At 57.0% G+C, this 26,259-nt stretch carries 23 protein-coding genes and 2 tRNA genes; 11 read left to right on the forward strand and 14 right to left on the reverse strand.

Annotated features, from left to right (window positions below; all coding sequences use genetic code 11):
- Positions 1 to 15 precede the first annotated feature (15 nt).
- From fabD to C7H09_RS15425, 4 genes are all read right to left on the reverse strand, one after another.
- Positions 16 to 954 (reverse strand): ACP S-malonyltransferase, encoded by a 939-nt coding sequence (fabD, locus tag C7H09_RS15410; RefSeq protein ID WP_106764279.1) that lies wholly within the window; start codon positions 952 to 954, stop codon positions 16 to 18.
- Positions 955 to 1,078: 124 nt separating this feature from the next.
- Positions 1,079 to 2,083: a phosphate acyltransferase PlsX gene (plsX, locus tag C7H09_RS15415; protein WP_206074340.1), complete on the reverse strand. Its 1,005-nt coding sequence runs from the start codon at positions 2,081 to 2,083 to the stop codon at positions 1,079 to 1,081.
- Positions 2,084 to 2,126: 43 nt separating this feature from the next.
- Complete coding sequence (gene rpmF / locus C7H09_RS15420) at positions 2,127 to 2,306, reverse strand: 50S ribosomal protein L32 (RefSeq protein ID WP_029653924.1); 180 nt, start codon at positions 2,304 to 2,306, stop codon at positions 2,127 to 2,129.
- Positions 2,307 to 2,336: 30 nt separating this feature from the next.
- A complete protein-coding gene (locus C7H09_RS15425) occupies positions 2,337 to 2,894 on the reverse strand; it encodes a YceD family protein (protein ID WP_106764283.1) in 558 nt (185 codons plus the stop codon).
- A 143-nt stretch (positions 2,895 to 3,037) separates the two neighbouring features.
- Here C7H09_RS15425 and C7H09_RS15430 point away from each other — a divergent pair, with 143 nt between their 5' ends.
- The gene (locus C7H09_RS15430) at positions 3,038 to 3,634 is read left to right on the forward strand and encodes a Maf family protein (protein WP_106764286.1); all 597 of its coding nucleotides are present in this window, start codon (positions 3,038 to 3,040) and stop codon (positions 3,632 to 3,634) included.
- Between the two features lie 13 nt (positions 3,635 to 3,647).
- On the opposite strand, the gene C7H09_RS15435 is transcribed toward C7H09_RS15430, so the two are convergent.
- The 3 genes from C7H09_RS15435 to rluC are packed head-to-tail and all read right to left on the reverse strand — an operon-like array spanning position 3,648 to position 6,437.
- Positions 3,648 to 4,697, reverse strand: a complete 1,050-nt coding sequence (locus tag C7H09_RS15435; RefSeq protein ID WP_106764289.1) for a S49 family peptidase — start codon at positions 4,695 to 4,697, stop codon at positions 3,648 to 3,650.
- A 52-nt stretch (positions 4,698 to 4,749) separates the two neighbouring features.
- Positions 4,750 to 5,403, reverse strand: coding sequence for an HAD family hydrolase (locus tag C7H09_RS15440; protein ID WP_106764292.1), 654 nt, complete (start codon positions 5,401 to 5,403; stop codon positions 4,750 to 4,752).
- The gene (rluC, locus tag C7H09_RS15445) at positions 5,400 to 6,437 is read right to left on the reverse strand and encodes a 23S rRNA pseudouridine(955/2504/2580) synthase RluC (RefSeq protein ID WP_106764295.1); all 1,038 of its coding nucleotides are present in this window, start codon (positions 6,435 to 6,437) and stop codon (positions 5,400 to 5,402) included. The genes C7H09_RS15440 and rluC overlap by 4 nt, the downstream gene beginning before the upstream one ends.
- Positions 6,438 to 7,063: 626 nt before the next feature.
- Here rluC and rne point away from each other — a divergent pair.
- Positions 7,064 to 10,213: a ribonuclease E gene (rne, locus tag C7H09_RS15450; RefSeq protein WP_106764297.1), complete on the forward strand. Its 3,150-nt coding sequence runs from the start codon at positions 7,064 to 7,066 to the stop codon at positions 10,211 to 10,213.
- A gap of 2 nt (positions 10,214 to 10,215) precedes the next feature.
- Positions 10,216 to 10,758, forward strand: coding sequence for a YecA/YgfB family protein (locus tag C7H09_RS15455; RefSeq protein WP_106764299.1), 543 nt, complete (start codon positions 10,216 to 10,218; stop codon positions 10,756 to 10,758).
- A 4-nt stretch (positions 10,759 to 10,762) separates the two neighbouring features.
- Here the strand turns inward: C7H09_RS15455 and C7H09_RS15460 are convergent, their stop codons facing one another.
- Positions 10,763 to 11,629 carry a PHP domain-containing protein gene (locus C7H09_RS15460; protein WP_106764423.1) on the reverse strand — a complete coding sequence of 289 codons (867 nt, stop codon included), beginning with the start codon at positions 11,627 to 11,629 and terminating at the stop codon, positions 10,763 to 10,765.
- A gap of 85 nt (positions 11,630 to 11,714) precedes the next feature.
- Here C7H09_RS15460 and C7H09_RS15465 point away from each other — a divergent pair, with 85 nt between their 5' ends.
- The 3 genes from C7H09_RS15465 (at position 11,715) to C7H09_RS15475 (ending at position 13,112) form a co-directional block, all read left to right on the forward strand.
- On the forward strand, positions 11,715 to 12,014 hold the full coding sequence (locus C7H09_RS15465) for a YciI family protein (RefSeq protein ID WP_106764301.1): 300 nt from the start codon (positions 11,715 to 11,717) through the stop codon (positions 12,012 to 12,014).
- Positions 12,015 to 12,148: 134 nt separating this feature from the next.
- Complete coding sequence (locus C7H09_RS15470; protein WP_106764303.1) at positions 12,149 to 12,817, forward strand: TIGR04211 family SH3 domain-containing protein; 669 nt, start codon at positions 12,149 to 12,151, stop codon at positions 12,815 to 12,817.
- 4 nt (positions 12,818 to 12,821) lie between these two features.
- Positions 12,822 to 13,112, forward strand: coding sequence for a PilZ domain-containing protein (locus C7H09_RS15475; RefSeq protein WP_106764306.1), 291 nt, complete (start codon positions 12,822 to 12,824; stop codon positions 13,110 to 13,112).
- A gap of 55 nt (positions 13,113 to 13,167) precedes the next feature.
- On the opposite strand, the gene rraA is transcribed toward C7H09_RS15475, so the two are convergent.
- Together rraA and ppsA are read right to left on the reverse strand one after the other, a co-directional pair.
- A complete protein-coding gene (gene rraA / locus C7H09_RS15480; protein ID WP_206074341.1) occupies positions 13,168 to 13,695 on the reverse strand; it encodes a ribonuclease E activity regulator RraA in 528 nt (175 codons plus the stop codon).
- A complete protein-coding gene (ppsA, locus tag C7H09_RS15485) occupies positions 13,679 to 16,051 on the reverse strand; it encodes a phosphoenolpyruvate synthase (RefSeq protein ID WP_106764308.1) in 2,373 nt (790 codons plus the stop codon). The genes rraA and ppsA overlap by 17 nt, the downstream gene beginning before the upstream one ends.
- A gap of 133 nt (positions 16,052 to 16,184) precedes the next feature.
- On the opposite strand from ppsA, the gene ppsR reads away from it, so the two are divergent.
- Positions 16,185 to 17,000 (forward strand): posphoenolpyruvate synthetase regulatory kinase/phosphorylase PpsR, encoded by an 816-nt coding sequence (ppsR, locus tag C7H09_RS15490; RefSeq protein ID WP_106764310.1) that lies wholly within the window; start codon positions 16,185 to 16,187, stop codon positions 16,998 to 17,000.
- Positions 17,001 to 17,052: 52 nt separating this feature from the next.
- On the opposite strand, the gene C7H09_RS15495 is transcribed toward ppsR, so the two are convergent.
- Positions 17,053 to 19,977, reverse strand: coding sequence for an insulinase family protein (locus tag C7H09_RS15495; RefSeq protein WP_106764312.1), 2,925 nt, complete (start codon positions 19,975 to 19,977; stop codon positions 17,053 to 17,055).
- A 99-nt stretch (positions 19,978 to 20,076) separates the two neighbouring features.
- Here C7H09_RS15495 and C7H09_RS15500 point away from each other — a divergent pair, with 99 nt between their 5' ends.
- From C7H09_RS15500 to C7H09_RS15515, 4 genes are all read left to right on the forward strand, one after another.
- A complete protein-coding gene (locus C7H09_RS15500) occupies positions 20,077 to 20,538 on the forward strand; it encodes a hypothetical protein (RefSeq protein ID WP_106764314.1) in 462 nt (153 codons plus the stop codon).
- A 114-nt stretch (positions 20,539 to 20,652) separates the two neighbouring features.
- A complete protein-coding gene (locus C7H09_RS15505; RefSeq protein WP_106764316.1) occupies positions 20,653 to 21,972 on the forward strand; it encodes a PEGA domain-containing protein in 1,320 nt (439 codons plus the stop codon).
- A gap of 55 nt (positions 21,973 to 22,027) precedes the next feature.
- Positions 22,028 to 23,140 carry a response regulator gene (locus C7H09_RS15510; RefSeq protein ID WP_106764318.1) on the forward strand — a complete coding sequence of 371 codons (1,113 nt, stop codon included), beginning with the start codon at positions 22,028 to 22,030 and terminating at the stop codon, positions 23,138 to 23,140.
- A 203-nt stretch (positions 23,141 to 23,343) separates the two neighbouring features.
- The gene (locus C7H09_RS15515) at positions 23,344 to 24,198 is read left to right on the forward strand and encodes a 6-carboxytetrahydropterin synthase (RefSeq protein ID WP_106764320.1); all 855 of its coding nucleotides are present in this window, start codon (positions 23,344 to 23,346) and stop codon (positions 24,196 to 24,198) included.
- A 191-nt stretch (positions 24,199 to 24,389) separates the two neighbouring features.
- On the opposite strand, the gene C7H09_RS15520 is transcribed toward C7H09_RS15515, so the two are convergent.
- From C7H09_RS15520 to gltX, 3 genes are all read right to left on the reverse strand, one after another.
- A tRNA-Glu gene (locus C7H09_RS15520) sits at positions 24,390 to 24,465 on the reverse strand.
- Positions 24,466 to 24,472: 7 nt separating this feature from the next.
- Positions 24,473 to 24,548 (reverse strand) — tRNA-Ala (locus C7H09_RS15525).
- 116 nt (positions 24,549 to 24,664) lie between these two features.
- Positions 24,665 to 26,146 carry a glutamate--tRNA ligase gene (gene gltX, locus C7H09_RS15530; protein WP_106764322.1) on the reverse strand — a complete coding sequence of 494 codons (1,482 nt, stop codon included), beginning with the start codon at positions 26,144 to 26,146 and terminating at the stop codon, positions 24,665 to 24,667.
- Between the last annotated feature and the right edge of the window lie 113 nt (positions 26,147 to 26,259).

Here is a 26,259-nt window from a genome sequence, read left to right on the forward strand (position 1 = left end):
ACAAACTCCCTGTGATCAGGACTTCCCGAAAGCCTTCATAGCCTCAGACAAGGCCTCCGGGGTTTCGATATTGTGAACCGGCAGGGAACGATCGATTCGCTTGACCAGTCCGGCCAGCACCTTGCCAGCACCGCACTCGACTGCAACGTTTACGCCGTCAGCCGCCAGACGCTTGACAGAATCTGTCCACAGCACCGGCGAATACAACTGTTTCAGCAGATTCTGCTTGAGCGTCTCGGCATCCGTCGACGGTTCTGCATTTACGTTTTGCACAACCGGTATCAGGGCGTTGTTAAACCGTACGTCTTCCAGCGCCTCGGCCAACTGTTCCGCCGCACCTTTCATCAGGGCGCAGTGGGACGGCACACTCACCGGCAATGGCATGGCCTTGCGGGCGCCTTTTGCCTTGCAAACCTCTATTGCCCGCTCTACGGCCGCAGATGAGCCTGCAATGACAACCTGTCCCGGCGCATTGAAGTTGACCGCTGCTACCACATCATTACCGGCAGCTTCTTCACACGCTGCCAGAACATCGGCATCTTCAAGCCCGAGAATGGCAGCCATACGACCTTCGCCTGCCGGCACCGCGTCCTGCATCAATTCGCCACGCAGCTGAACCAGCTTGACCGCCTCAACAAAATCCAGGCTCTCGGCCGCCACCAGCGCACTGTACTCACCCAGGCTGTGCCCGGCCAAAAAATCCGGCCTTGGGGCATCAGCAACGCACCATTGCCGCCACAAAGCCACACTGGCCGTAAGAAGCGCCGGCTGGGTAATTGCGGTTTTGTTGAGTTCCTCGGCCGGGCCATTCTGGCACAGATGCCACAGATCATAACCGAGCACATTAGAGGCATCGTTAAAGGTCTTGCTGACCATGGGCCACGCCTCAGCGGCACCGGCCAGCATACCGATCGACTGCGAGCCTTGTCCGGGAAAAACAAATGCTGATTTCATAAGCCGAATCTTATCGTTATTGAAGGGTTGGTGAAGATTAGCCAATAGTACAATTCAGGCCAATTATCCGCGCTCTATGCGCTGCGCGCGGGACGACTTTAGTCTCAAGCCGACAGGAGGGGAATCATAACACCAGATCGTCCAGTCTTTCGTTGATCCTTCGTGGCACTTCCAGCTCAACTTCCCGAACAGCCTGTTGAATCGCCGCCAGCATCGCTCTTTCGTTGGCGTTGCCATGACTCTTTATCACCACACCCTGAAGGCCAAGCAGGCTGGCGCCATTATGACGGGAGGGATCCATCAACTGCAGCAGGCGGCCGATAATCGGCTTGGCAAGCATGCCGACAAACCGGTTGTAGGGCGAGCGGGTAAACGCCTGTTCAAGTAACTCAATCAACAACCCGGCAACGCCTTCGCCGGTTTTCAGCGCTATATTTCCGACAAAACCGTCGCACACAACAACATCTGCTACATCCCGGAAGAGATCGCTGCCCTCAACATAGCCGATGTAGTTTATGGTATCGCACTGAGCGAGCATGTGAGAGGCAAGCCTTACCTGCTCATTGCCCTTGATCTCCTCCTCACCCACATTCAGCAAGGCCACCCGGGGCTCGGTTTCGGAACAGATCGCAGAGGCCATGAGCGACCCCATCAATGCATACTGGTAAAGATTTTCGGCGGTTGAATCGACATTGGCGCCCAGGTCAAGGACATGACACCGGCCACGCAGAGAAGGAATAAGTTTGGAAATGGCAGGCCGTTCAATACCCGGGTACATGCGGATGATCGAGCGGCCGAACGCCATCAGGGCCCCGGTATTACCGGCACTCACACACCCCTGAGCCTCACCATCGCGAACCAGCCCAAGGGCAATTGCCATGGAGGAGCTTTTCTTGTGCCGAAGCGCATGGGAGGGGCGCTCGTTCATGCGCACCACGTCTGCCGCTTCAACAATGCGTATTCTGGCATGACCCTCACACAACAAAGCCTCAAGCTCGCTCCGTATTCCTACAAGAACAAGACTCAAGGCTTCGTTTTTACGCACTGCATCCAGCGCAGCATGAACCACCACAGATGCCCCGCGATCACCGCTCATGGCATCAATGGCTATGGTGACAGGCTTGCTCACCACGCGCTCATGCGGCACAGGTCAGGTACAGATCCCGACGATGTTACTCGTCGCGGGCTTCTACAACCTGCTTACCCCGGTAGAAACCATCCGGAGATACGTGGTGGCGACGATGAACTTCGCCAGTGGTGGAATCGGTAGACAGCGCAGCAGCAGTCAGCGCGTCGTGTGAACGGCGCATGCCACGCTTGGAACGGGTCTTACGGTTTTGCTGTACAGCCATGATTATGCTCCTGACCTATTTTCGAATGCGTTAATGCTTAGTCGTTTTCAAACCCGACAGAACACTGAACGGGTTGTCTTTTCTCTTTTCAACTTCTGGCTCGAGCGGCTCACGGGCCGGCTCCAGCGCCTCAAGCTCTTCTTTTGCCGGGCAGTCGTCGCGCTCGTGCAGGGGAAACGGAGGTAACACAAGCAGCAGCTCGTCTTCCACCATCGACCAGAGATCCGCACTGTAGTCTTCCACAAGGAAAGGCTCCAGCGCCTTTGGCAAGCGCTGCGCCTGCTCATCGCTAATCACCAGCCCCAGTTCAAAGGCAGACTCCAGAACCGCCTGCATGTCGCCCATACAGCGCTGGCACTCGAGCACAACCGGTGCCGTCAACTGGCCGGAAACCACCCTTCGGCGCTCTCCGTCAAGATAAAACTCCAGTCTGACACGACACTGTCCATCTTCGGGAAGCCCCGGTACAGCCCCGAAAAAACGAGACAACGCCTTGAAAGGGACTCCCCCTTCAAGCGTTACGTTTTGTTCCGCAAGACGGTTGGGGTCTACGGATCTGGGCAGCTCGACGATTGGTGCATTGGACATAGGCGCGCAATTCTAGGGGCGGGACCCGCTTCTGTCAAAGCTTAATCGCCTTTCTGCAGTAGCAACTGCTGAAAATAAGGGTATTTTACGATGATACACTGCCCGGACGGCTCCGCCCCCAACAGACAAAGAGAACACCGATCATGCCCAACCCGAACATCGTACTGGCTTCGTCATCGCCTTACCGCAAGCAACTCCTGGCGCGTCTGGGGTTGACGTTCACCACAGCCAGCCCTGATATTGACGAATCACCGTCCCCGGGCGAAAACCCCGAACATCTTGCCGTGCGACTGGCCCGCGAAAAGGCCCGGGCACTACAACATGACTACCCCGACAGCCTGATCATCGGCTCTGATCAGGTTGCAACCCTGCCGGATGGCACCCTGCTGAATAAGCCCGGCAGCCACCAGGCCGCCCGGGCGCAACTCATGCATAGCAGCGGCCAACGCATCCGCTTCCTCACCGGCCTGGCTGTACTGGACACCCGCACCGATACCATAACAAGCCATTGCGAACCCTTTGATGTTCATTTCAGGGTGCTGTCCGAGCCCGAGATCGAGGGCTATCTGCACAAAGAAACACCGTATGATTGCGCTGGCAGCTTCAAGATGGAAGGCCTCGGCATCACGCTGTTCAGCAGCATGGAAGGCCACGACCCAAACAGCCTGATCGGCCTGCCACTCATCGCGCTGACAAGCATACTGATTCAGGCTGGTGTCAATCCGTTGACCCACGGCTAAGCCAGAAAGCCGGTTAACGCAATTCCAGCCTGGCACTCGCCAGATAACCGGCAACGCCCTGCCCCACCGAGACCCCAAGCTGCTCCACAAACTTCTGCAGCGGCGACCGGCTTCGACTGTAATCGACCAGCTCTTCCTCACCTACCAGCTGGCGCGCAACCCAGGAGGTACTACCCAATCCATCTACCAGGCCAAGCTCCACAGCCTGCTGGCCACTCCAGACAAGCCCGCTGAACAGGCGATCATCATCAGCAAGGCGATCGCCACGCCCTGCTTTTACGGCTTCGATAAATTGCTGATGAGTGTTCTCGAGAACACCCTGCCAGAACGCCACCTCCTGCTCCTGCTCGGGCGAAAATGGATCCAGAAATGCCTTATTGTCACCAGATGTATACAGCCGGCGCTCAACGCCCAGCTTCTCCATAACCCCTGTATAACCAAAACCTCCGGCAACCACGCCGATTGATCCGACCAGACTCGCCCGGTTGGCGTAGATCTCATCGGCAGCAGCCGCTATATAGTAAGCGCCGGAAGCCCCTATATCCGAAATCACCGCATAGACTTTCTTGTCCGGATACTCGACTCTCAGTCGTTTGATTTCATCGTAGACATACCCGGATTGCACCGGGCTGCCTCCAGGGCTATTGATCCGCAACACCACGGCCCGGGAGTTCTCGGCCTCGAACGCTGCCCGCAAGGCTCCGACAAGGTTGTCCGCGCTTGCGAGCTCATCGGCAGCAATCGGGCCATTCACTTCCACCAGCGCGGTATGCGCTCCGGCGGCGGCCGCCACCCCTTCGCCGATGGGCGAACGAACCATAAACAACAGGGCGGCCAGATATACAAAGGTCAGCAGTTTGAAGAATATACCCCAGCGCCGGCTTCGCTTCTGCTCTGCTTGCAAAGACATTACCAGCTTTTCAATCAACCGCCAGTCACGACCGTTTTCCGGCGGAATATTTGGCTTCTTCGAACCAAAAAAACGCTTTCCTTCCGAAGGCTTCTCCTGCCCGACCGGGGCATCATCCCAACCGGATTGCCCGTCCTTGTCCCACTCACTCATGCTTTTCCCCTGCAAACAAATTTCATCATTAATCGGCGAAGCTCAAGCGCTTCTATGGTCGAAGCCCAAGCACTTTGCGCAACTCGTCCACGGAACTGACAACCGCACGGGGCGCATATTCACCCAGAACATCGCGCCCGTGCACTCCCCAGTCAACGCCGATGGACGGCATACCGATACGCTGCGCCATCTCCAGATCGTAGCGCGTATCACCGATCATCACCGCTTCATCCGGCTCGTAACCGTAGAAGGCAAGAATCTCCTCAAGCATCAGAGGATGGGGCTTGGATCGCGTTTCATCCGCGCAGCGGGTAATGTCGAAATGGGGCCCCAGACCACTGGAAGTAAGCGCCACCTCAAGGCCGCGACGGCTCTTACCCGTGGCAACCGAACAGCCTTGCCCCGCCCCCCTGACATCAGCGACCACGTCGGCCATGCCATCAAACACATTCTGCGGCGTTGTCACTTTTTTGAAGAAGTAGCCGGCGTAACCTTCTCGGATGCGCAGCATTTCCTCACGGCTCAGGCCCGGATACAGCTTCTCCAGCGCCTCAATCATGCCAAGACCGATAATGTCGCGGTACGCTTCCCGCTCCAGCTCCGGGTAGCCCAGCTCGGTCGCGGCCTGATGCAGGCTGTCGGCGATATGATCCACCGAGTCGATCAGCGTCCCGTCCCAGTCAAAAATAACAACCTTTACATTCATCCGTCATGCTTCCCGTTTCGCTTTGACAATTCTTCAAGCACCTTTGCAAAGGGCTCATCGTAAGGGGCTTCCAGCCGAAGAGAGTCTCCCGACCCCGGCAAACAGAACTCCAGAGCCCTGGCATGCAGCATCAACCGTTGCCCACCAATAGCCCGGAAAGCCTTCTGGCTCGCATCGTCCATGTACTTGTCGTCGCCCGCAATCGGATGCCCCGCCCAGGCACTGTGCACTCGGATCTGGTGAGTCCGGCCAGTCACCGGAGACGCCTCTACCAGACTATACCCATGGAACGCTTGCAGACACGAAAAAAGGGTCAGCGACTCCTTGCCTTCTTCGCTCACCCGAACCCGCCTTTCGCCATTGGGCATTTCGTATCGCAACAAAGGCTCGGCAACCCGCCTGACTTTGTCAGACCAGCTCCCTGCAACCAGCGCATGATAGTACTTGCGGATACGCTTATTCCTCAGCTCATCCTGCAGAAACCTGAGTGCCGACCGCTTTTTGGCCACCATGACAAGCCCCGAGGTGTCCCGATCCAGCCGGTGCACCAGCTCAAGAAAACGGGCATCCGGACGGGCAGAACGTAACACTTCAATCAACCCGAAACTCAGGCCGCTGCCGCCATGAACAGCAATGCCCGAGGGCTTGTTCACCACTAGCATGTCATCGTTTTCAAAGACCACTGCCGCCTCAACCACCTGCTGAACCCGGGCACCCGGCACAGGCTGCTCCGCCCGGGCCTTCTGCACCACCGGCGGTATGCGCACCACATCCCCCGAACTCAGCCGGGCATCCGGCTTAACGCGCCCCTTGTTTACCCGCACCTCGCCCTTCCTTACAATCCGGTACACGATGCTTTTAGGCACTCCCCGCAGCCGGGCCAGAAGAAAGTTGTCCAGCCTCTGGCCAGCCATATCCTCATCAACAGTCACCCACTGAACACCGGTGGCAACCTGGCCTTTTGCCGGTACCGGATGGGTAGCCGACCGGGACGGCGCTGGCGCGGCTTTTCCGGAATCTGGTTTTCGGGACATGGAAACCCTCTGTCACCGCACGCTGGAAGAAGACGATTTAGCGCAATCCCGGGGCCGTCACCAAAGAGTTGTCGGGCACCGGGTTACCTGTTATATTCCAGCGTGCTTTGTCGTTTGTTTACGGCCTGACAGATCCTGGTCAGAAGCCGGAGCGGCAGAAGTATACCGATACTGATTAAGAGTTTGAACGCCGCCAAGCCACACATTACCGGAGGCGGCGCAAACCGGAAACACTCCCGGAACACAGGCCAGACCGAAAACGGCTGTAACCTGCCCCGGAGAAGAAAAAGCCGACCAGAAAACCGTCGGGCGACATTACGAAGAATCATTGCCACGCAACCCCGGGCCGTCCAGCAAACAATACGACGTGAGACCCAGGGAGTTGTGTGAACCTGACAACGGATACTATGCGTCAACAGACTTTCACCCTACTCGATCCCGCTCCGCCTGTTGGCAGGAGCTGCATCGGCGGTGGTCTCAGACATCCAGGATTACAGCCCGGCAAGGTCTGATTCGTCTGGCCGCTGGCGCCTGTGCAGTATAAGCCCGCGGCACGCACATCCCTCTTCACAATTGTCTCCCCGGTTTTCTGTCATCAACAACTGACAGGAACTCCTTCATTTCTCATGAAAAGAATGCTGATAAATGCAACCCACCCGGAAGAGTTGCGCGTAGCTCTGGTAGACGGCCAGCGGCTGTTTGATCTGGATATCGAATCCAGCACCCGCGAACAGAAAAAAGCCAATATTTACAAAGGGCGCATCACCCGGGTAGAGCCCAGCCTTGAAGCGGCATTTGTCGACTTCGGCGCCGAACGTCATGGTTTTCTACCGCTAAAAGAAATCTCCAAGGAATATTTCAAGAAATCACCTGGCCAGATTGAAGGCAAGATCAACATCAAGGATGTTGTCTCCGAGGGTCAGGAAGTCATCGTGCAGGTCGATAAAGAAGAGCGCGGCAACAAGGGCGCCGCGCTGACCACTTTTATTTCTCTGGCTGGCCGCTATCTGGTGCTGATGCCGAACAACCCCCGTGCCGGCGGCATCTCGCGCCGCATCGAAGGTGAAGACCGGGCCCAGCTGAAAGATGCCATGAACGATGTCCAGGTGCCGAAATCCATGGGCATCATTGTCCGTACCGCGGGTATCGGCCGAACCTCGGAAGAACTGCAGTGGGATCTCGACTATCTGGTACAGTTCTGGGAGGCCATTACCCAGGCCGCAGACGAACGCAAAGCGCCGTTCCTGATCCACCAGGAGAGCAACGTAATTATCCGAGCCGTTCGGGATTACCTGCGCCAGGATATTGGTGAAGTGTTGATCGACGCCGGCAGTGTGTACGAGGACGTGCTCAGCTTTGTGCGTGCGGTGATGCCGTCGTTCGAGAACAAGATCAAACTCTACAAAGATGAAATACCGCTTTTCAGCCGCTACCAGATCGAAGGCCAGATCGAAACCGCCTTCCAGCGCGAAGTAAAACTGCCATCAGGCGGCTCTATTGTCATCGACCCGACCGAAGCCCTGGTGTCTATCGACATCAACTCCTCGCGCGCCACCAAAGGTCAGGATATTGAAGAAACCGCGCTGCAAACCAACCTCGAAGCGGCGGAAGAGATCGCCCGCCAGTTGCGCCTGCGCGATATGGGTGGCCTGATTGTCATCGACTTTATCGATATGACGCCCGCCAAACACCAGCGGGAAGTCGAGCAGAAAATGCGTGAGGCACTGGAGCTGGATCGCGCGCGCGTTCAGGTCGGCAAAATTTCCCGGTTCGGACTGCTGGAAATGTCCCGTCAGCGCCTGCGCCCCTCTCTGGGCGAAACCCGCAGTGAAGTCTGCCCCCGTTGCGAAGGCCAGGGCACAATCCGGGGCATCGAATCCCTGGCGCTGAGTATCATGCGTCTGATCTACGAGGAGTCCTCAAAAGAGAAGACAGCCGAAGTCCGTGCCATGGTACCGGTTTCTGTGGCAACCTTCCTGCTGAACGAAAAGCGCAAGCAGCTGGCTGATATCGAAAGCCGCCAGGGTGTGGATGTCATTGTCGCCCCGGTACCGACTATGGAAACGCCTCACTTCGAGATTCTGCGTCTACGCCAGGACGAAACCTCTCCGGAGCACGTACCCAGCCATCAGGTGGCCCAGGAGTACAGTGACCGGGAAGAAGAGGCCGTTGTTGAACTGCCGGGCGCCGAGAAGCCGGTTCGGGAACAGGCTGCGGTCAAGGCGATTCGCCCTGCAGCCCCGGCCCCCGCTCCTGCCCCCGCTGCTGGGGTAGCCGAGCAAGAGGAGCAGGAGATTGGCCTGTTCAGCAAACTGGGCAAGAAGATCGCTTGCTTCTTCCGGGGCGAGCAGCCCGAACAAAACGGGCGAAAAGAACCGGCCGCAAAACAGCCTGATGAGCGGCGCAACCAGGCACGCCAGGATCGCAGGAAGTCCCGGGTAGCCCGCGACGATCAGCGTTCCGGTGGCAACCGCAGCGGCAACGATCGCCGCCAGGGTAGCCAGCAAAACCGCGGCGATGATAACCGTAATCGTAACCGCAACAATCGCAGTGACGACCAGAGCCGCGGCAATCAGAGCCGTCAGCAAAGTCGTGACGACCGCAGTAGCGATGGCAAAAGCGGTGACAACAAAGGCAACGACGGCCGCCGGGATAGCCGCAAGGATAACCAGAGCCGGGGCCAGAGCCGCAATCGCCCGCAGCGTGACCAGAAGAGCCAGCCGGAAAACCAGAAAGGCGTGGCCAGTGAAAAGCCATCCGGTGATGAGCAGCCCCGCAAGCCGCGCCGCCAGCGTAATCGCGATGGCTCCCCGGCCGATGTACCAGTATCAACCCCGGCAGAACGGAAGGCCGAGCGCAGTAACAAACATCAGAAAGACACCCAGCCAGAAAAGGCCGCCGATGATGTAACTGCAACGGCGGTTGTTGACAGCAAGCCAGTACAGGCAGCCTCAACAGAAGCCAAACCGGCCAAAGACACCGCCGCAGCCGAACAACCTGCAACTCAAGACAAAGAGAAAGCAGGCTCGGCAGCCTCACCTGAAAAACACGAGGCCCGAGCGGAAACCACTTCGCCAAAACCTGACAGCGAGAAGCCCGAAGGCGATACCGCGAAGGCTGCAGACGACAAAAAGGCAGACACAGGCACCGGCAAAGACGCTGATGAAGGTTTGGAGAAGAAGGATGGGCGCAAAGGCCGCAGCAACGGCCGCCAACGCAAACCTCGCTCAAATCCTGGCCAAACCCCGCAAAATGAGGCGGAAAAGCCAACTGAAGGAACAACCTCTGTAGCAAAACCGGAAGACACTGAAGCTTCCGTCAAGCCTGCGACCAAAGCGAACGCCGCAGCGGCACCCGCAGACAAGCTGAATGAGAAAGCAGCAGGCCAGCCAGTTCCAGATGCTGCAGCCACAGTTTCCAGCAAGTCAGAACCGGCCAGCGGGTCTGCAGATGCTGAAGCGACAAAAAAGGCATCCGACAAGCCCGAAGCTGCCAGCATACCGAAACCTGCAGCTGACGAGCCGAAGAAGCCCGACGCTCCGGCCAAGGTCACTCTGGATGAACCCAAGGCAGAAGCCACCAGGCCTGCTGCTCCTGTGGCAGACAAGGTTGGTGCCAAAGCCAACGAGGAAGCACCCAAGGCTGCCGAAAAAGCGCCAGAGGTGCCGGTGACGCCAGGAAGGGCTTACAACGATCCGCGTGAAGTGCGCAAACGCCAGCGCGCGGCTGAAGCTGCCAAAAAGGCCGAAGAAGCCAGTCAGGGTGGGAGCGAATAGATATGCTGAGCAATTCCGACATAGAACAGCTTGAAGATATTTTGTTTGCGGAGCCCTGGGGCGATGAAGCGCTGGATTTCTTCGGTTTTCACGGCGTTGTCTGTGCCAGTGTCATCGGCCCTGAAGCCCTGAAGGCGGAAGATATCTTCCGCCTGGCCACGGGAACCGACCAACTGCCGGAAGGGGGTGTACCGCCCATCTTCCGCCAGTGTGTCGAGCACCTGGCCAGGAGCATGGCCAATGCCCTGGATATGGGCCAGGCACTGGAACTGCCCGAACCGGAAGATGGCGATCCCATGAACGCGCTGGAGAACTGGTGCGCAGGCTTTGTCGATACCTTCCTTGAACACGAGGAAGAGTGGCTGCAAGCCGCCGACGAAGAGGAAGTGGCAGACCTTATGGTGCCCATGCTAACGCTTTCCGGGTTGTTCGAAGACGAAGACTTCGAAAATGCCCGAAATGACGAGAAGCTTGCAGGCAAAATGGCCGAAGCCATTCCGGACTCACTGACCGATCTCTACCTGCTGTTTCACGCGCCGGACTAACGCCTCAGGCGTTGATTGGTTGCCGAAAATGATGCCAGACGGGCTCTAGCCCCTCTGGCATTTTTGTTATCCGGCCAAGTTCGCACCAGGGCGCACCCGGAAAGTGAAAATCACTACCCTGAGACGCCCACAACCCCTGCCTTCTTGCAAGCTCAGCGACAAACCCCAGATCGCCGCTGGACTGCCCCGACACAGACACTTCAATTCCCTGGCCTCCTGCGCGCTGGAAGTCGGCCACCAGCTCCCTCAACCGGGTGGCTGTCAGCCGATACTTGCGGGGATGAGCCAGTACAGCGATACCGCCGGCAGCCCGAACCCAGCCCACAACCTCGGCCAATTCCGGCCAGCAGGCTTTCACGTCACCGGGCTTGCCGCTGCCGAGGTAGCGCTTAAAGGCGTGCTCAACGCGGGGAACCACGCCCTCATTCACCAACACTTCGGCAAAATGTGGGCGGCCCGGTACATCGCCACCCGCAATAGTTGTCGCCTTTTCCAGCAAGTCATTCACCCTCAGCTTGTGCAGGCGCTCGGTAATCATTCTTGCACGTTGCCACCGGTTTTCCTTCTGTCGCGCAAGGGCCGCCAGAAACGCCGGATCGGTATCAACAAAATCCAGCCCGACCACATGGATAGTATGGCTACGCCAGACGCAGGAAAGCTCGACACCGTTGATCAGTGTAAGATCAGAGCCCTCCAGGGCCTCTCTGGCGGGAGACAGTCCGGCGATGGTGTCATGATCCGTCAGGGCCAGATAATCCACTTTCTGTTCCTGCGCTCTGGCAATGAGCAACGATGGCGACAGGGCGCCATCCGACGCGGTACTGTGGCAATGCAGATCAATGCACACCGGGGAGTCTTGAGGTATAGTCACAAACAAATCCAAAAAATGAACAGGCCCCATTGTAACAGCCCTATGCCGGGCTCCCTAACGCGGGCCAGTACCAGAGCGAGCACCCATGTATTACGCCATCATCAGCGAAGACATCAACAACAGCCTGCCCCTGCGCAAGCAAGCGCGCCCTGCTCATCTGGCGCGCCTTGAAACCCTGAAAGCAGATGGCAGGCTGCTGGTTGCAGGCCCCCACCCGGCAATCGATTCTGCCGACCCCGGCGACGCCGGGTTCACAGGCAGCCTGGTGATCGCCGAGTTTGATTCGCTGGAGGATGCGCAAGCCTGGGCCGATGCAGACCCTTACATTGAAGCCGGCGTCTACCAGCAGGTTACTGTAAAACCCTATGTGGTTGCCCTGCCGTAGACCACAGCCGTGCACAACCAAACAAACGCGGCCGCATGAGCGGATTGTAACCCTGCAGTGCTTGAATAGCGGCCGCCATGTGACAGAATTGCGTTTTTTAATCATCCGTAATAACACTCAGGGAACCATTGCCCGTGACACCGCTCCGCCTCCTTATCTGCACCATTCTCATTGTCAGCTCGGCCTCTGTCGCGCAGGCCCGTACCGTTTGGGTTGACGACCAGCTTTATCTTCCCGTGCGCTCAGGAGCAGGAACACAGTATCGTATTATCGAGAATGCGGTACCCAGCGGAACTCCTTTGGAAGTGCTCGAAGCAGGCGACACCTACACACGGGTTCGAACCCCCAAGGGCACCGAAGGCTGGGTTTCCAGCCAATACCTGAGCAATGAGCCCATTGCCGCGGATCAGCTCAAGCGCATTACCCGCCAACTGGATGAGACCCGCACCGCGTTGGAAAAGGCCCGGGAACAACTGAAAGTCGTCACCGATGAACGCAATGACCTCCAAAGCACTGAAAGCAACCTTTCAGACCGTGCCGAAGGCCTGCAAAGCGAGCTTCAGCGGATCAGGAATATCGCCGCAGATTCCATTAACCTCGAACGCAGAAACCGCGAGTTACGTGAAGAAAACCAGAAACTCTCCAATGACCTGGAGGTTCTGACGGCAGAGAACGAACGACTGCAGGCAAGCAAGGATTCCGACTTTATGCTTCTGGGTGCGGGCCTCGTGTTCGGCGGTGTGCTCCTGGCACTTATTATCCCGATGCTCAAACCGACAAGAAAAACCGACAACTGGGCGTAAGCTGATGAAAGACTATTCGGAAAAACGCGATTTTCACCGTATGCAGGTAAACAGCAGCATCACGGTCACCGGGCCGGATGGCCAGAGTCACGCGGGTGTCTGCAAAGACCTCAGTGCAGCTGGCATGCTGGTGACAATCGGCTCAGCCTTTGAGGTGGGCGACGAACTGAAAGCCCGTATTGAAGGCAATGGAGACCAGTTTCCTGCCCTGGAAACACTTTGCGAGGTGGTCAGGTGCGAGCCGGACGGTGACCGCTACCTGCTTGGGATCAATATTATCGAAGTGACCCAATAATAAAACGGCGGCCCGCAGGCCGCCGTTTTACTTCCGTGTCTTTACCGCGTAGGGGTTATATCAGCGGTTTCTCTGACACAATAATACCGTTGTTATCGGCATACACATACTGGCCTGGCTCAAACGTCACACCGTGAAAAGTCACCGGTACGTTCAGGTCGCCAATCCCGCGCTTTTCTGTTTTACGGGGCACCGTACCCAGCGCCTGGACGCCTAGATTCGTCTGGCCGATCTCATCCACATCACGGATGCAACCATAAATCACCAGGCCTGCCCAGCCGTTGCTGGCTGCCTTTTCGGCCAGCATGTCGCCCAACAATGCGTTGCGCTTGGAACCGCCGCCGTCAACCACCATGACACGGCCATTGCCCGGCAGACCAACCTGCTCTTTCACCACCGAGTTGTCTTCAAAGCACTTCACGGTCACGATTTCACCACCAAACTGGCGCACCCCACCGTAGTTGTTGAAGCCAGGTTCGACCACCTTCACTTCGGGAAAATCGTCGCACAAATCCGGAGTAATAATGTTGCTCACGCTTTCGTTCTCCTTTTCCTTGAAGGGTTGATCAATCGATCTTTTCATCGGCCAGGAAGAACCAGGTATCCAGTACGGAATCCGGGTTCAGGGACACCGTATCGATGCCCTCTTCCATCAGCCACTTGGCAAGATCCGGATGATCAGACGGCCCCTGGCCGCAGATACCAATGTACTTGCCAGCCTTCTTACAGGCCTGAATCGCATTGGACAACAGAACCTTTACGGCATCGTTACGCTCATCGAACAAGTGGGCAATAATGCCGGAATCCCGATCCAGCCCCAGAGTCAGCTGGGTCAGGTCGTTGGAGCCAATCGAAAAGCCGTCAAAGTGCTCCAGGAACTGGTCTGCCAGCAAGGCGTTGGCTGGCAGCTCGCACATCATGATCACCCGCAGGCCGTTTTCGCCGCGCTTCAAGCCATTTTCCGCCAGCAGACTCACTACCTGTTCGGCTTCGCCTACGGTGCGCACGAAGGGCACCATCACTTCCACGTTGGTCAGCCCCATTTCATTGCGGACTTTCTTCAAGGCGCGGCATTCCAGTTCGAAACAATCCCGGAAGGTTTCCGAGATGTAGCGGGATGCGCCCCGGAAACCCAGCATCGGGTTTTCCTCATCCGGCTCATACAGGGTGCCACCAATCAGGTTGGCGTATTCATTGGATTTGAAGTCAGAAAGCCGAACGATCACTTTCTTCGGTGCAAAGGCCGCCGCCAGAGTGGAAATGCCTTCAACCAGTTTGTCGACATAGAAATCCACCGGTGATTCGTAGCCGGAGATACGCTTTTCAACCGTCTGCTTGATGTCCCGCGGCAAGCCTTCGTAGTTCAGCAAGGCTTTGGGATGAACGCCAATCATCCGGTTGATGATGAACTCAAGGCGGGCCAGGCCCACACCTTCATTCGGCAACGCCTGAAAATCGAAAGCGCGATCCGGATTCCCCACGTTCATCATGATCTTGAACGGAATATTGGGCATGGAATCAACAGTGTTTTCGCGCAGCTCAAAATCCAGCGCGCCTTCATAAATCAGGCCAGTGTCGCCTTCGGCGCAAGACACGGTCACCAGCTGGCCGTCTTTCAGCTCTTCGGTGGCATCGCCACAGCCAACCACAGCAGGAATACCCAGCTCACGGGCAATGATGGCGGCATGACAGGTTCGGCCACCACGATCAGTCACGATGGCAGACGCCCGCTTCATTACCGGCTCCCAATCCGGGTCGGTCATATCGGTAACCAATACATCACCGGCCTGCACCCGATCCATTTCATTGATGCTGGTAATAATCTTGACTGGGCCACTGCCAATCTTGTGGCCGATACTGCGGCCCTCAACCACCACCTTGCCGGTTTCTTTCAGCAGGTAACGCTCCATCACGTTGGCAGAGGCACGGCTTTTAACGGTTTCAGGACGGGCCTGAACAATGTAGATGCGACCGTCGTCACCATCTTTCGCCCATTCGATGTCCATCGGGCGCTGATAGTGCTTTTCGATAATCATGGCCTGCTTGGCCAGTTCTTCCACTTCGGAATCGTTGATCGAGAAGCGGTTACGATCTTCCTGCTCAACTTTCACTGTTTCAACAAACTTACCTTCGCCCGGCTCGCTGTGGTAGACCATCTTGATGGCCTTGCTGCCGAGATTGCGCCGCAGTACAGACGGACGGCCAGCTTCAAGTGTCGGTTTGTGAACGTAAAATTCGTCCGGGTTCACCGCACCCTGCACCACTGTCTCGCCCAGGCCGTAGGAAGAGGTAATGAACACCACATCCCGGAAACCGGACTCGGTGTCCAGGGTAAACATCACGCCACTGGAGGCAGTTTCGCTGCGCACCATCTTCTGGATTCCGGCCGACAAAGCCACCAGCTTGTGATCAAAACCGTGGTGTACCCGATAGGAAATCGCGCGATCGTTAAACAGCGAGGCGAACACTTCTTTTACTGAAGTACGCACCTGCTCCAGGCCCACCACATTCAGGAAGGTTTCCTGCTGGCCCGCGAAGGAGGCATCCGGCAAATCTTCGGCCGTCGCAGAGGAACGCACAGCCACGGCCATGTTGCTGTTACCATCCTGCAAACTGGCAAATGCCTCTTTCAGAGCGTTTTCCAAGGCATCCGGGAAAGGCGTTTCAATCACCCATTGGCGGATCTGGGCGCCCACACGTGCGAGCTCATTGACGTCGTTGACGTCAAGCGCATCCAGGGCGTCGTCGATACGGGTTTTCAGGCCGTCGGTGGCCAGAAATTCACGATAAGCGTGTGCAGTGGTAGCGAAACCGCCAGGGACGGTAACACCAGCATTGGCGAGATTACTGATCATTTCACCGAGAGAGGCGTTCTTGCCTCCGACACGGTCTACGTCGGACATTCCCAGGTGGTCAAACCAGATTATGTAATCTTCCAAAGCGTGTCTCCCTTGAGTCTTGGTAGCGCGGAGTCTCGAAACTGGCGTGTATGATACTGTAAGCTGCGGAAATTACCTAGGGACGCAACCAACATCGTCCCTCCGAATCGCGATCACCCAATCGGACACAACCATGAAAAGAACCGCGTTTTTCATCTCTGATGGCACCGGCCTGACTGCTGAGGCCTTGGGCCATGCTCTGTTGGCCCAGTTCGAAAAAATCGATTTCGAGAGAATAACAGAGCCCTACATTGACGATGAAGAGAAGGCCCGCAATCTTGTCGACCGGATCAACAAGGCAGCCGCCATAGACGGCGAGAGGCCGCTGGTGTTCGACACCATCGTGAACAGGGATATTCGGAAAATCATCAGTACCGCAGACGGCTTTATGGTGGACATTTTCGGCACCTTCCTGAACCCCCTGGAGCAGGAACTGAATTCCTCATCGTCTTATTCCGTGGGCAAGTCCCACGCCATCAACAACGCAGGCAGCTATGAGCGCCGCATTCACGCGGTCAACTTTGCGCTGGACAACGATGATGGCGCCCGCACCCGCCATTATGATGAAGCAGACCTGATCCTGATCGGCGCGTCCCGCAGTGGCAAAACACCCACTTGCCTGTACCTGGCGCTGCAATACGGCATCAAGGCCGCGAACTACCCCATCACTGAAGAAGATCTGGACGACCAGCAGATGCCAGCACCGCTGCGGCCCCACAAGCAGAAGCTGTTTGGCCTGACCATCGAGCCGGAACGACTGGCTACCATCCGCAACGAACGGCGCCCCAATTCACGTTATTCGTCCATGCAGCAATGCATGCACGAGATTGAAGAGATTGAGTTGATGTATAAACGGGAAAGGATTCCGTATCTGAACACCACTGCCTACTCGGTGGAGGAAATTTCAACACGGATTATGGTCACAACGGGCCTGAAACGGCATCGTTGATCGCTGGCTCAGGCATAGATGGGCAGAGAGCAAACGCTCCCTGCCCGTGCGCTTACAGCTCCTGAATCGACAGCCCCAGGCCTTCTACCAGGCCGCGATTTTCCGGGCTGGTGACCACCGCCACACTGGCCTGCTCCGGCGCCAGCCATTGCTTCGCAACCCGCTTGAGCTCATCGATCGACACCGACAGCACCCGCTCCCGGAACCTGACCCTTTGTTCCGGCGTACGACCGAACAATTGGTTGTGGAACGCGTGCCGGGCTGCTCCGGCCGGTGACCGGGGACGATCAAGCTGGCCAATCACGCCGAGAATGGCCTCTTCCAGAGACTGCTCATCGTGGGCTTCGCTCTGCAACCAGTTCAGCGCGGCTTCAAAATCGTCCAGCGTCTCTGCCAGGCGCGGATCCCGGTAGGAGAAGAACCGGAACACTCCATTCACGCTGTCTTGCCCAGCACCGCCACCATAGGCGCCGCCTTTTTCACGAATGGCCCGATGCAGATAACCGTTCCTCAGAAAACCACCCAATACCGTCAGGGCAGCGGCATCCGGATGGTCTACCGCCACCGTCGGATAGGCCTTGGCACAGAAGTTCACCTGCGTGGAGGTCAGCCAGGCTTCCCGGGTCTGATAGTTCACCGGGGCCATGTGCCAGGCGTTCGACTGCACGCCCTCCAGGCCCTGCCAGGCGGCTGCCAACTCATCCAGCATGGGTTGCAGCTGTTCTTCCTCGCCAATCAACAGGTACTGGCGGCTCTGGTTACGAATCTTGTCGTGCAGTGATGACAGCCGGGCGCAGAAGCCCACCAGCCCCTCTTCGGTTTTCAACTGCTTGTCCAGTTCTTTGGTACCGCGGATACCGGCCAGACCACCGAGGCGATAAGACAACCAGGCCCCGGAGCTCAACCCCTGGGCGGCGGCACCCATGGCCAAGGCGTGACCACTGCCGGTGACCGCCTGCTCGCGCCGGGCACGGATCTGGGCAATAATTTCACGAATGCGGCCTTTTTCATCAAAGCGAACACCGGTATACACGTCTTTCAGCAACCGGGTGAGCGCTTTGCTGTTCCGTGACAACGCCTTGCCGCTGAAGATCAGATAACCAGACATCGCCTGAACATCATCGATCTGGCCTTTGGCGGTAAAAGATGCACCAATGCCACCGGATTCGGCAGAAATCCGATCCTGCATTTGCAGGTAATCCAGATCCCCACAGCCCACTTCGGAAATCAACGTGGTGTAGAACGGCAGCAACAGCAACTCTTCTTCGCTCAACTCAGGCAGCGGCAACACAAGTTGCTGGTAGACCAGGCCGTTGGTGCCCCGGGCATAGAGCGTCGCGCCCACCTCGGCATCAAATCGCCCTTCCGGCTCCGGCATCTGCAGGGGCACATCGTCCAGACCAACCTTGGGCAGGATGGAGTCATCGTCCTTACGCATCTGGCGCTCTTCCAGGGCCTTGGCGCGCTCAACAATTTCCGCCTTGTCAGCGTCTGTCAGCATGGCCTTACGCTTTGCCAGTGCCTCGCGGATGGCGTGCTGGCGACGATTCTCCAGCTGCTCATCCGGGCGCAGGGTCAGGGTTACCCGGTGCGCGTTATCGAGCAACTTACGTCGAATCAGGTTCGGCACATAGTCCGGATCCTTGATCTTCTCGCGTAGCGTTGCCAGTACCGGCTCCAGGTCCAGCAACTCGACCGGATCACCGCCATGCACCATAGGTGCGATGGCGCTCATGATCAGTTGCAGGCCATAGGGGAACTGGTCGCCGGCAATCTCCCGCTGGTGCAGTTCCAGTTGATGCAGTATGGCCTCGAGGCGCTCCTGACTGACGCCTTCCTCAACCACCTTTTGCAGAGTCGCCTCAACCAGTTGCTCAAGCTCCGCCCGGCGTTCCGGCTCACTGCCCTCGATACCGCAGACAAAGGTCATTTCACGGTTGGAGTCTTCGAGACCGCACATCGGGGACGGCGCATGGCCCAGATCTGTGGTTTCCAGCGCCCGCATCAGCGGCGACGCACTGTTCTCCAGCAGAACCGACGACAATAACTGGCCCTCAAGATTCTCCTGCAGGTCGAAACTGTGGCCCAGCAACCACCCCATCACAATATGGGTCTTGGCATCGGTGCCTTCACCTTCGTTAACGGCATAGCCCTGCTCTACCCGAACCGGCGCAAACAGCCGCTTCTCATCCTTTACCGGTAGTTCGATATCCAGCCGGTCAAAGCGATTCAGCGCCAACGCCTCGAATTTCTCATGGTGCTCCCGGGCAGGAATGTTGCCATAGGTAGCAAAGATGGCATTGCTCGGGTGGTAGTGGTGGCGATAGAACTGCAACAAATCGTCGTAGTTCAGGTCGACAATATGATCGGGCTCGCCGCCGCTGTTGTAATGATAGGTGGTGGTCGGGAACAGATGGCTGCTCAGGTTCTGCCAGAGTTGCGAGGTTGGCGAGCTCATGGCGCCTTTCATTTCGTTGTAGACAACGCCGCGGTAGACCAGATCACTGGTGGGGTCATCCGGCTTTTCAAACTCAAGCCGGTGGCCTTCCTGGGCAAAATCCAGACGATCCAGCTTGGAGAAGAAGACCGAATCCAGGTACACCGTCAGCAGATTGTCAAAGTCTTTCCGATTCATGCTGGCGAAGGGATACGCCGTCCAGTCGCTGCTGGTAAAGGCGTTCATGAACGTGTTCAGCGAACGCCGGATCATCATGAAAAACGGATCCCGTACCGGAAAACGCTCACTACCGCACAGGGCTGTGTGCTCCAGAATATGAGCCACACCGGTGGAATCCATCGGAAAAGTGCGCAGTGCAACGAAAAACACGTTTTCGTCGTTGTCTGCTGCCAGATGCAGGTGGCGGGCACCGGTTTTTTTGTGGCGGTACTCTTCAACCTCCAGGTTGAGTGTGCCAATCCGGTGACTGCGAAGCTTTTCAAAAGCCGGATGGATTGCGTTATCAGTCTCTGCAGCCATTAATAAATCCTGTGTATAGAACGATTGGAGAATTACAGGGTAACACGTAGTATCGGATATCATGCACGGAACGGACTCAACAAGGTAGCACGGCAAGCAATGACACAACGCACACCCGATAATAGACAGATCGAAGCCCCGGAAGTTGCCGCTTGGTGGGCCGAGAGGCGCCAGTACCTCGAACGGATACGAAAGGTACCGGAGCTCCGCCAAAAATTCTGGCGAGAGGCGCTTTTCTACATTATCCGTCGCCTGCTCTGGTCTTTCGGATTCTTTCCGGTATTTATCGCTTTCTGGTTGCCGTTTGTTCTGGCCAGCTTCAACCCGGTGGTTATGGCCAACGACCTCATCCCGCTGCTGCAGGCGTTCATCGATTCAAACCCTGAACAACAAGCCAACAGCATCAGTACACTTCTGATCGCCTGGCTATCTATAGGTTCGTTCTTTCTGGTTTTTGATTTTGTGCTGACGCCCTTTCGGTCGCCTTATCAATACGAAGCCGATGTGTACATGAAATCCTGGGAGCAGCTCAACCATGACCAGCTTCCGGAGAAAACGTGACCTGACCGGCATTCTGGCTAACTCCAGTCACTTTCTGTTACATAACGTTGCGATGAGTGGTTAAGATGATTTCATAACAAAGCATCCGGAACGATGGGATCAAGAGGTTTTGTCATGGTCGATGTAAGGCCACTGCTGTTCGCTAATGCACTCGCACTCATGCTGCTGGTTACTGCTGGCTTTGCATCCGTACACAATCATCTGCCAGCAGCAGAGCACTTTACTGCAACGCCGCCCGAACCCGTCGAAATCCCGGCTATTGTCCGCGCCGACACCACCACACCGGTCGACATAAATCGCAGCCAGAAAGACCGGCCATCCCCTCCGGCAACGGCCACTGAAGCAGCCCCACCGCCAAAACCGGAGCAAAAACCGTCAGTAACAGAGGTGTCAGCTTTTATTGCGCCGGAAACAACCCCCTATCCAGTATCCGCACCTGTACCTGTCGAAGCGAAAAATGTGCAACCGGAGGTGCTGCAAGAGCCAACACCCGAGCCACCCACCACGGGCGATCTGGTGATTCGTTCCAATGTGGTTGGCGACCAGGTCACCATCAACGGCAAGGACTACGGAGCCACCAGGCTGGATCTGGAGTTAGCACCAGGAAATTACGATATCCGCATCGAAAAACCGGGCTACCAACCCTGGCGAACCCAGCTGGCACTCGAAGCCGGAGATGCGCATACCCTGGTGGGGCGTCTGGAAGCCCTTACCCATGTCAATTACCGCAACGGTGAATGGGTGGGTGGTATCCAAACCGGCGATGGCAGCTGGCAGGACGAAACCGGCCTGCGGTACGAGGGCCACTTTATCAACGGTAAATTTGATGGCCAGGGCACCGCGTGGTACGCCGACGGCAGCCGCTATGAAGGCGACTGGAACGGCGGTGCCCGCCATGGTGAGGGGCGCTGGCGCTCGGCCGATGGCACCACCTACACCGGACAGTTCCGCAACGATCAGTTTCACGGCGAGGGCACGCTTGCCCTGGCCAATGGCGACATTTTTACGGGCAACTGGCTGGCAGGCCAGTTGAGTGGCCGTGGCTCGTTGACCTCCGTCGACGGCATGCTCTACGTTGGCAGCTTCCGGAACGGCGAGTTTCATGGCCAGGGCGTACTGACCTACCCTGATGGCCGCACCTACGAGGGCGAATTCTCCAACGGTACATTTCATGGCAAGGGTTCGGAAGTCTTTGCAGACGGCAAGCGCTACAACGGGCAGTATATGGAAGGCCAGTTTCATGGCAAAGGCCTGTTGCAAAACCCGAACGGCAGCTCCATCGAGGCCACGTTCCGGCACGGCGAACCCTATGGCCAGGTACGGCTTACCACGGCCTCTGGCGAAATTTTTACGGCCCGCACGACAGAACCCGGCGTGTGCTACCGCGACAAGAGCTACCGGGCCACCCAGTGCCCTGCTCTGGAAGGCTGGTGATAACGGCCGACGAGGCATTCACGCTATTGCAGTAACCGATTGAGGCAGCAACAACATGACCATCAAAAATGCCCTGCTGGTAGACGACTCCAAAGTAGCCAGGTTCGCCCTGAGCAAGCTGCTTGAAAGCCGTGACATGGAAGTCGAAATGGCAGGCTCTGCTGAAGAAGCGCTCGACTATCTCAACAGCAAGGCGAAGCCGGATGTCATTTTTATGGATCATCTGATGCCGGGTATGAGCGGCGTTGAGGCCATAAAGGTCATCAAGAACAACCCGGATACCGCTGGCATTCCGATAATCATGTGCACATCGAAGAAGTCATCCTCATTTATGGAGGAGGCACGCAACTTCGGAGTTTACAACATACTCACCAAGCCGCCGCACACGGAAAGCCTGAACCTGATTCTGGATCAGTTGGCCAGCGATGCTGACGAAGGCAGCCTGTCCGGGCCTGCACCTGGCCCCCGTGAAGCGGACCTCTCAGAGCCGGAGGCCGCTATTTTAGAAACAGCGGCAGAAGTGGCAACGGAAGGCCAGCCAGACACCGGCATCGCTGCAGAGTTTCGGGAACAGGAAGTTCAGGCGGATCCGGCAGAAATGTCGCTGAGCAGTGAGCGAGTTGAACAGGTTGCCCGGTCTGCAGTGAAGACCCAGATCAACAATCGTCTGCACGAACTGCTGGGCTCGCTTTTCGACGAGCAGTTCGACCATCTGAAACGGGCGCTGGAAGAAAGCAGAAGCCGCCAGGAAGCAGCCATCGAGGCCCGCTTGCAAGAGGTTATCCGCCTGCTCGAAGAGCGCAGCACCCACCTTCGGGATGAAGTCGCCGCCGAAGTAAACCTGAACCTTGCCCGGGAACTCTCGGCACTGAAGAAAGACCTGTCGAAAAATGCCGGGTTTACCCCGGATCATCTGGCAGAGCTCAAAGACCACATTACCAGCGTGCAAACGATCGACACAGAGTTCTGGCAAACACTGCAATCTGAAGCCATTCAACAGGCCCACGAAATATCACGGGAAACCGCTGAAGACATTGCCCAGCGGACAATCGACTTGTATGTATCACAACAAAAGTCGGCTAATTCCCGCCTCTACACCATCGCGCTTGCAGTCAGCCTGGGAATCTTCAGCGTCGGCATTGCCTGGCTGGCCGGGTTGTTTAGCTAGGCAACAGCTTAGCCCAATATCCGGGGGCGCATACGCGCGCTCCCGGGCCCTCCCTCACAGTAAGTCCTGGCTATCACCTCGTGCCGGAAACTGCGGATCCATGATGCGCCCACCCGGCGCTAAGATACGCCCCTGCGAACTGCTGAATGCCGCTAATTTTGCTAGACTTCTGCGATTGTGCAACTTCACGCTCTGGAACCTTCATGAACCATCTGTTTGTCGACAACCTGACCGTCATTGATTTCGCCTACCTGGATCCGAAACGGGGCCTGGTGGGAGAAAGCTGGATTGCCGATGTTGTACTGGGCGGGGAGCTGGATGAACAGGGCATGGTGTTCGATTTCAGCAACGTCAAACGCACCATCAAGCGGGTGATCGATGAGCGGGTAGACCATCGGCTGGTCATCCCCAGGGGCTACCCTGGCCTGCAATGGGACGAAGACCGGCCCGACACCTTCCGCTGGCAACTGGTCGACGGCAACTATATTGAACACACCTCCCCCGACGAAGCGGTCGTCTGGTTATCGGCTGACCGGGTACTGCCCTCGGCCGTGGCGGAACTTCTGGAAAAAGAACTGAAAGCCGTGCTGCCCGGTAACGTAACCTCCATTGAAATAAATCTTCGGGAAGATGTGATCGAAGGCGCCTACTACCATTACGTGCATGGCCTGAAGAAGCACCTGGGCAACTGCCAGCGCATTGCCCACGGCCATCGCTCCCCGATTCGTATAGACCGCAACGGGCACCGTGATACAGGCCTGGAAAAGCACTGGGCGAAGCTCTGGGAAGATATCTACGTAGGCACCGAGGAAGATGTAACTCGCCGGTTTGTGGAAGGTAACGGCGAGGCCTACATCAGCTTCGAGTATGAAGCCAACCAGGGCGAGTTCGCCCTCACCCTGCCGGAAAGCCGGGTCTACATGCTGGCCACCGACACCACTGTAGAACTGATTGCCGCCCACATCGCCGACACCCTGCAAGCCGAATACCCCGGCGACAGTATCCGCGTAAAAGCCTACGAAGGCGTTGGCAAGGGCGCGATTGCCCACAGGGCCTAAAGGGTCTGACCCCGAATGGGGTCTGACCCACCCCAAAGTAACACCAACACCATTCAACTTGGTATCAGGCTCAACCTTGGTAAAGGAAGGTAGGGTCTGACCCTGTTCGGGGTCAGACCCTTAAAAACAAAAAAACCGCCCGAAGGCGGTTTTTTGATGGCTATCCGGTGGACTAAACCGTCAAGCCTAATTGGCGTCCCCTAGGGGGTTCGAACCCCTGTTGCCGCCGTGAAAGGGCGGAGTCCTAGGCCACTAGACGAAGGGGACTAGAAATTGGTGGAGCCAGGCGGGATCGAACCGCCGACCTCAACACTGCCAGTGTTGCGCTCTCCCAGCTGAGCTATGGCCCCTCAACGGATGCGTATATTAAGGATCGCCCCCTGGGTCGTCAACCGTTAATTTCCACTTTTTTTCACTTTTCTGAACATCCCTGCTCAATCCGTTCACTTCTTGCACAAAGCGGTTATTAAACCGCCAAAGCTGCGTACTCTTTCTCGACTTTCTTGGTTTCTTTCTTGGAAAAACCGCCCATCACCTCTAGCGCATGGCGTAAACGGGCACGGGTCATGTCCGGCCCCAGCAGTGCCATGGAGTCCATAACCGACCAGGAATTGGGCGTTCCAGCAATAGCGACGAAGATCGAGAACATGAAGTCCCCCATCTTCAAGTCCATCGCCTTGGCCAACGCCTTGATGTCGGCAAAGATGGTGTCCTTGCCCCAGTGCCGCTGAGCCTCAAGCTTCCACAGGGTAAACTGCAACACCCTCCGGATCTGGGCCTCTTCCAGTTTGTTATGGGCGAAATCCTCAGGCTTCAGACTCAACATACCACTGAACATGAACTGCGCCATAGGCGCGACATCGGCAAACACCTCTGCCCGGCCCTTGATGTGCGGCACGACAGCCTTCAGGGCGTCTTTATTGAACCACCACTGCTGCAGTCGGGCCATGAACTGCTCGTCGCTCAGCTCATCACGAATCCACTGACCGTTCAGCCAGCGCAGTTTCTCCACATCAAACACCGGCCCACCCAGGGAGACCCGCTGAATGTCGAAGTTCTCGATCATCTCATCCAGGGTGAACTTCTCCCGCTCGTCCGGCATAGACCAACCCATTCGGCCCAGGTAGTTCGTCACCGCCTCCGGCAAAAAGCCCATGCGCTCATAAAAATTGATGCTGGTGGGGTTCTTGCGCTTGGAGAGCTTGCTCTTGTCCGGGTTGCGCAGCAGCGGCAGGTGGCACAATTCGGGCATGTCCCAGCCAAAGTACTGGTACAACAACTTATGCTTGGGCGCAGAGTTGATCCATTCCTCACCCCGAAGAACATGGGTGATCTCCATCAGGTGATCATCCACCACGTTCGCCAGATGGTAGGTCGGCATACCATCGGATTTCAGCAGAATCTGACAATCCACCTGGGCCCAATCGATTTCAATGGTGCCCCGAAGCATGTCCTGAATCTCGCAGACCCCCTCGTCCGGCACTTTCATCCGGATGACATAGCTCTCGCCCGCATCAAGGCGGCGTTTCACCTCCTCCGCGGGCAACTCCAGGTTGCCCTTGATACCCGGGTTAAGGCCCTGCGCCTTGCGCTCTTCACGGATGGCATCCAGCTCTTCCGGAGTACGAAAGCAATAAAAGGCGTGGCCTGCGGTTACCAGGTCCTCGGCATACTGGGCATACATGTGCTTGCGCTCAGACTGACGGTAAGGGCCATGGGGACCGCCTACATCGGGGCCTTCATCCCAGTTCAGCCCCAGCCAGCGCAATGCGGTGAGAATATCCTGCTCAGACTCGGCGGTACTGCGAGCCTGATCCGTATCTTCAATGCGAAGAATGAACTGACCGCCATGCTGACGGGCAAAACACAGGTTGAACAGGGCCACATAGGCGGTGCCAACGTGTGGATCACCGGTTGGCGACGGGGCAATTCGAGTACGTACAGTCATGAATCCATCCTGAAAATAAGTGGCCGGTTGATAAAGCGGGCATTATACCGGCCCTCCCGCTTTTTCGCATGACCGGCTTTTGCATCCTCCCACAACGCTGTTATATTATAACA

The organism is Marinobacter fuscus, assembly GCF_003007675.1.
In the GTDB taxonomy this organism is placed as follows: Bacteria; Pseudomonadota; Gammaproteobacteria; order Pseudomonadales; family Oleiphilaceae; genus Marinobacter; species Marinobacter fuscus.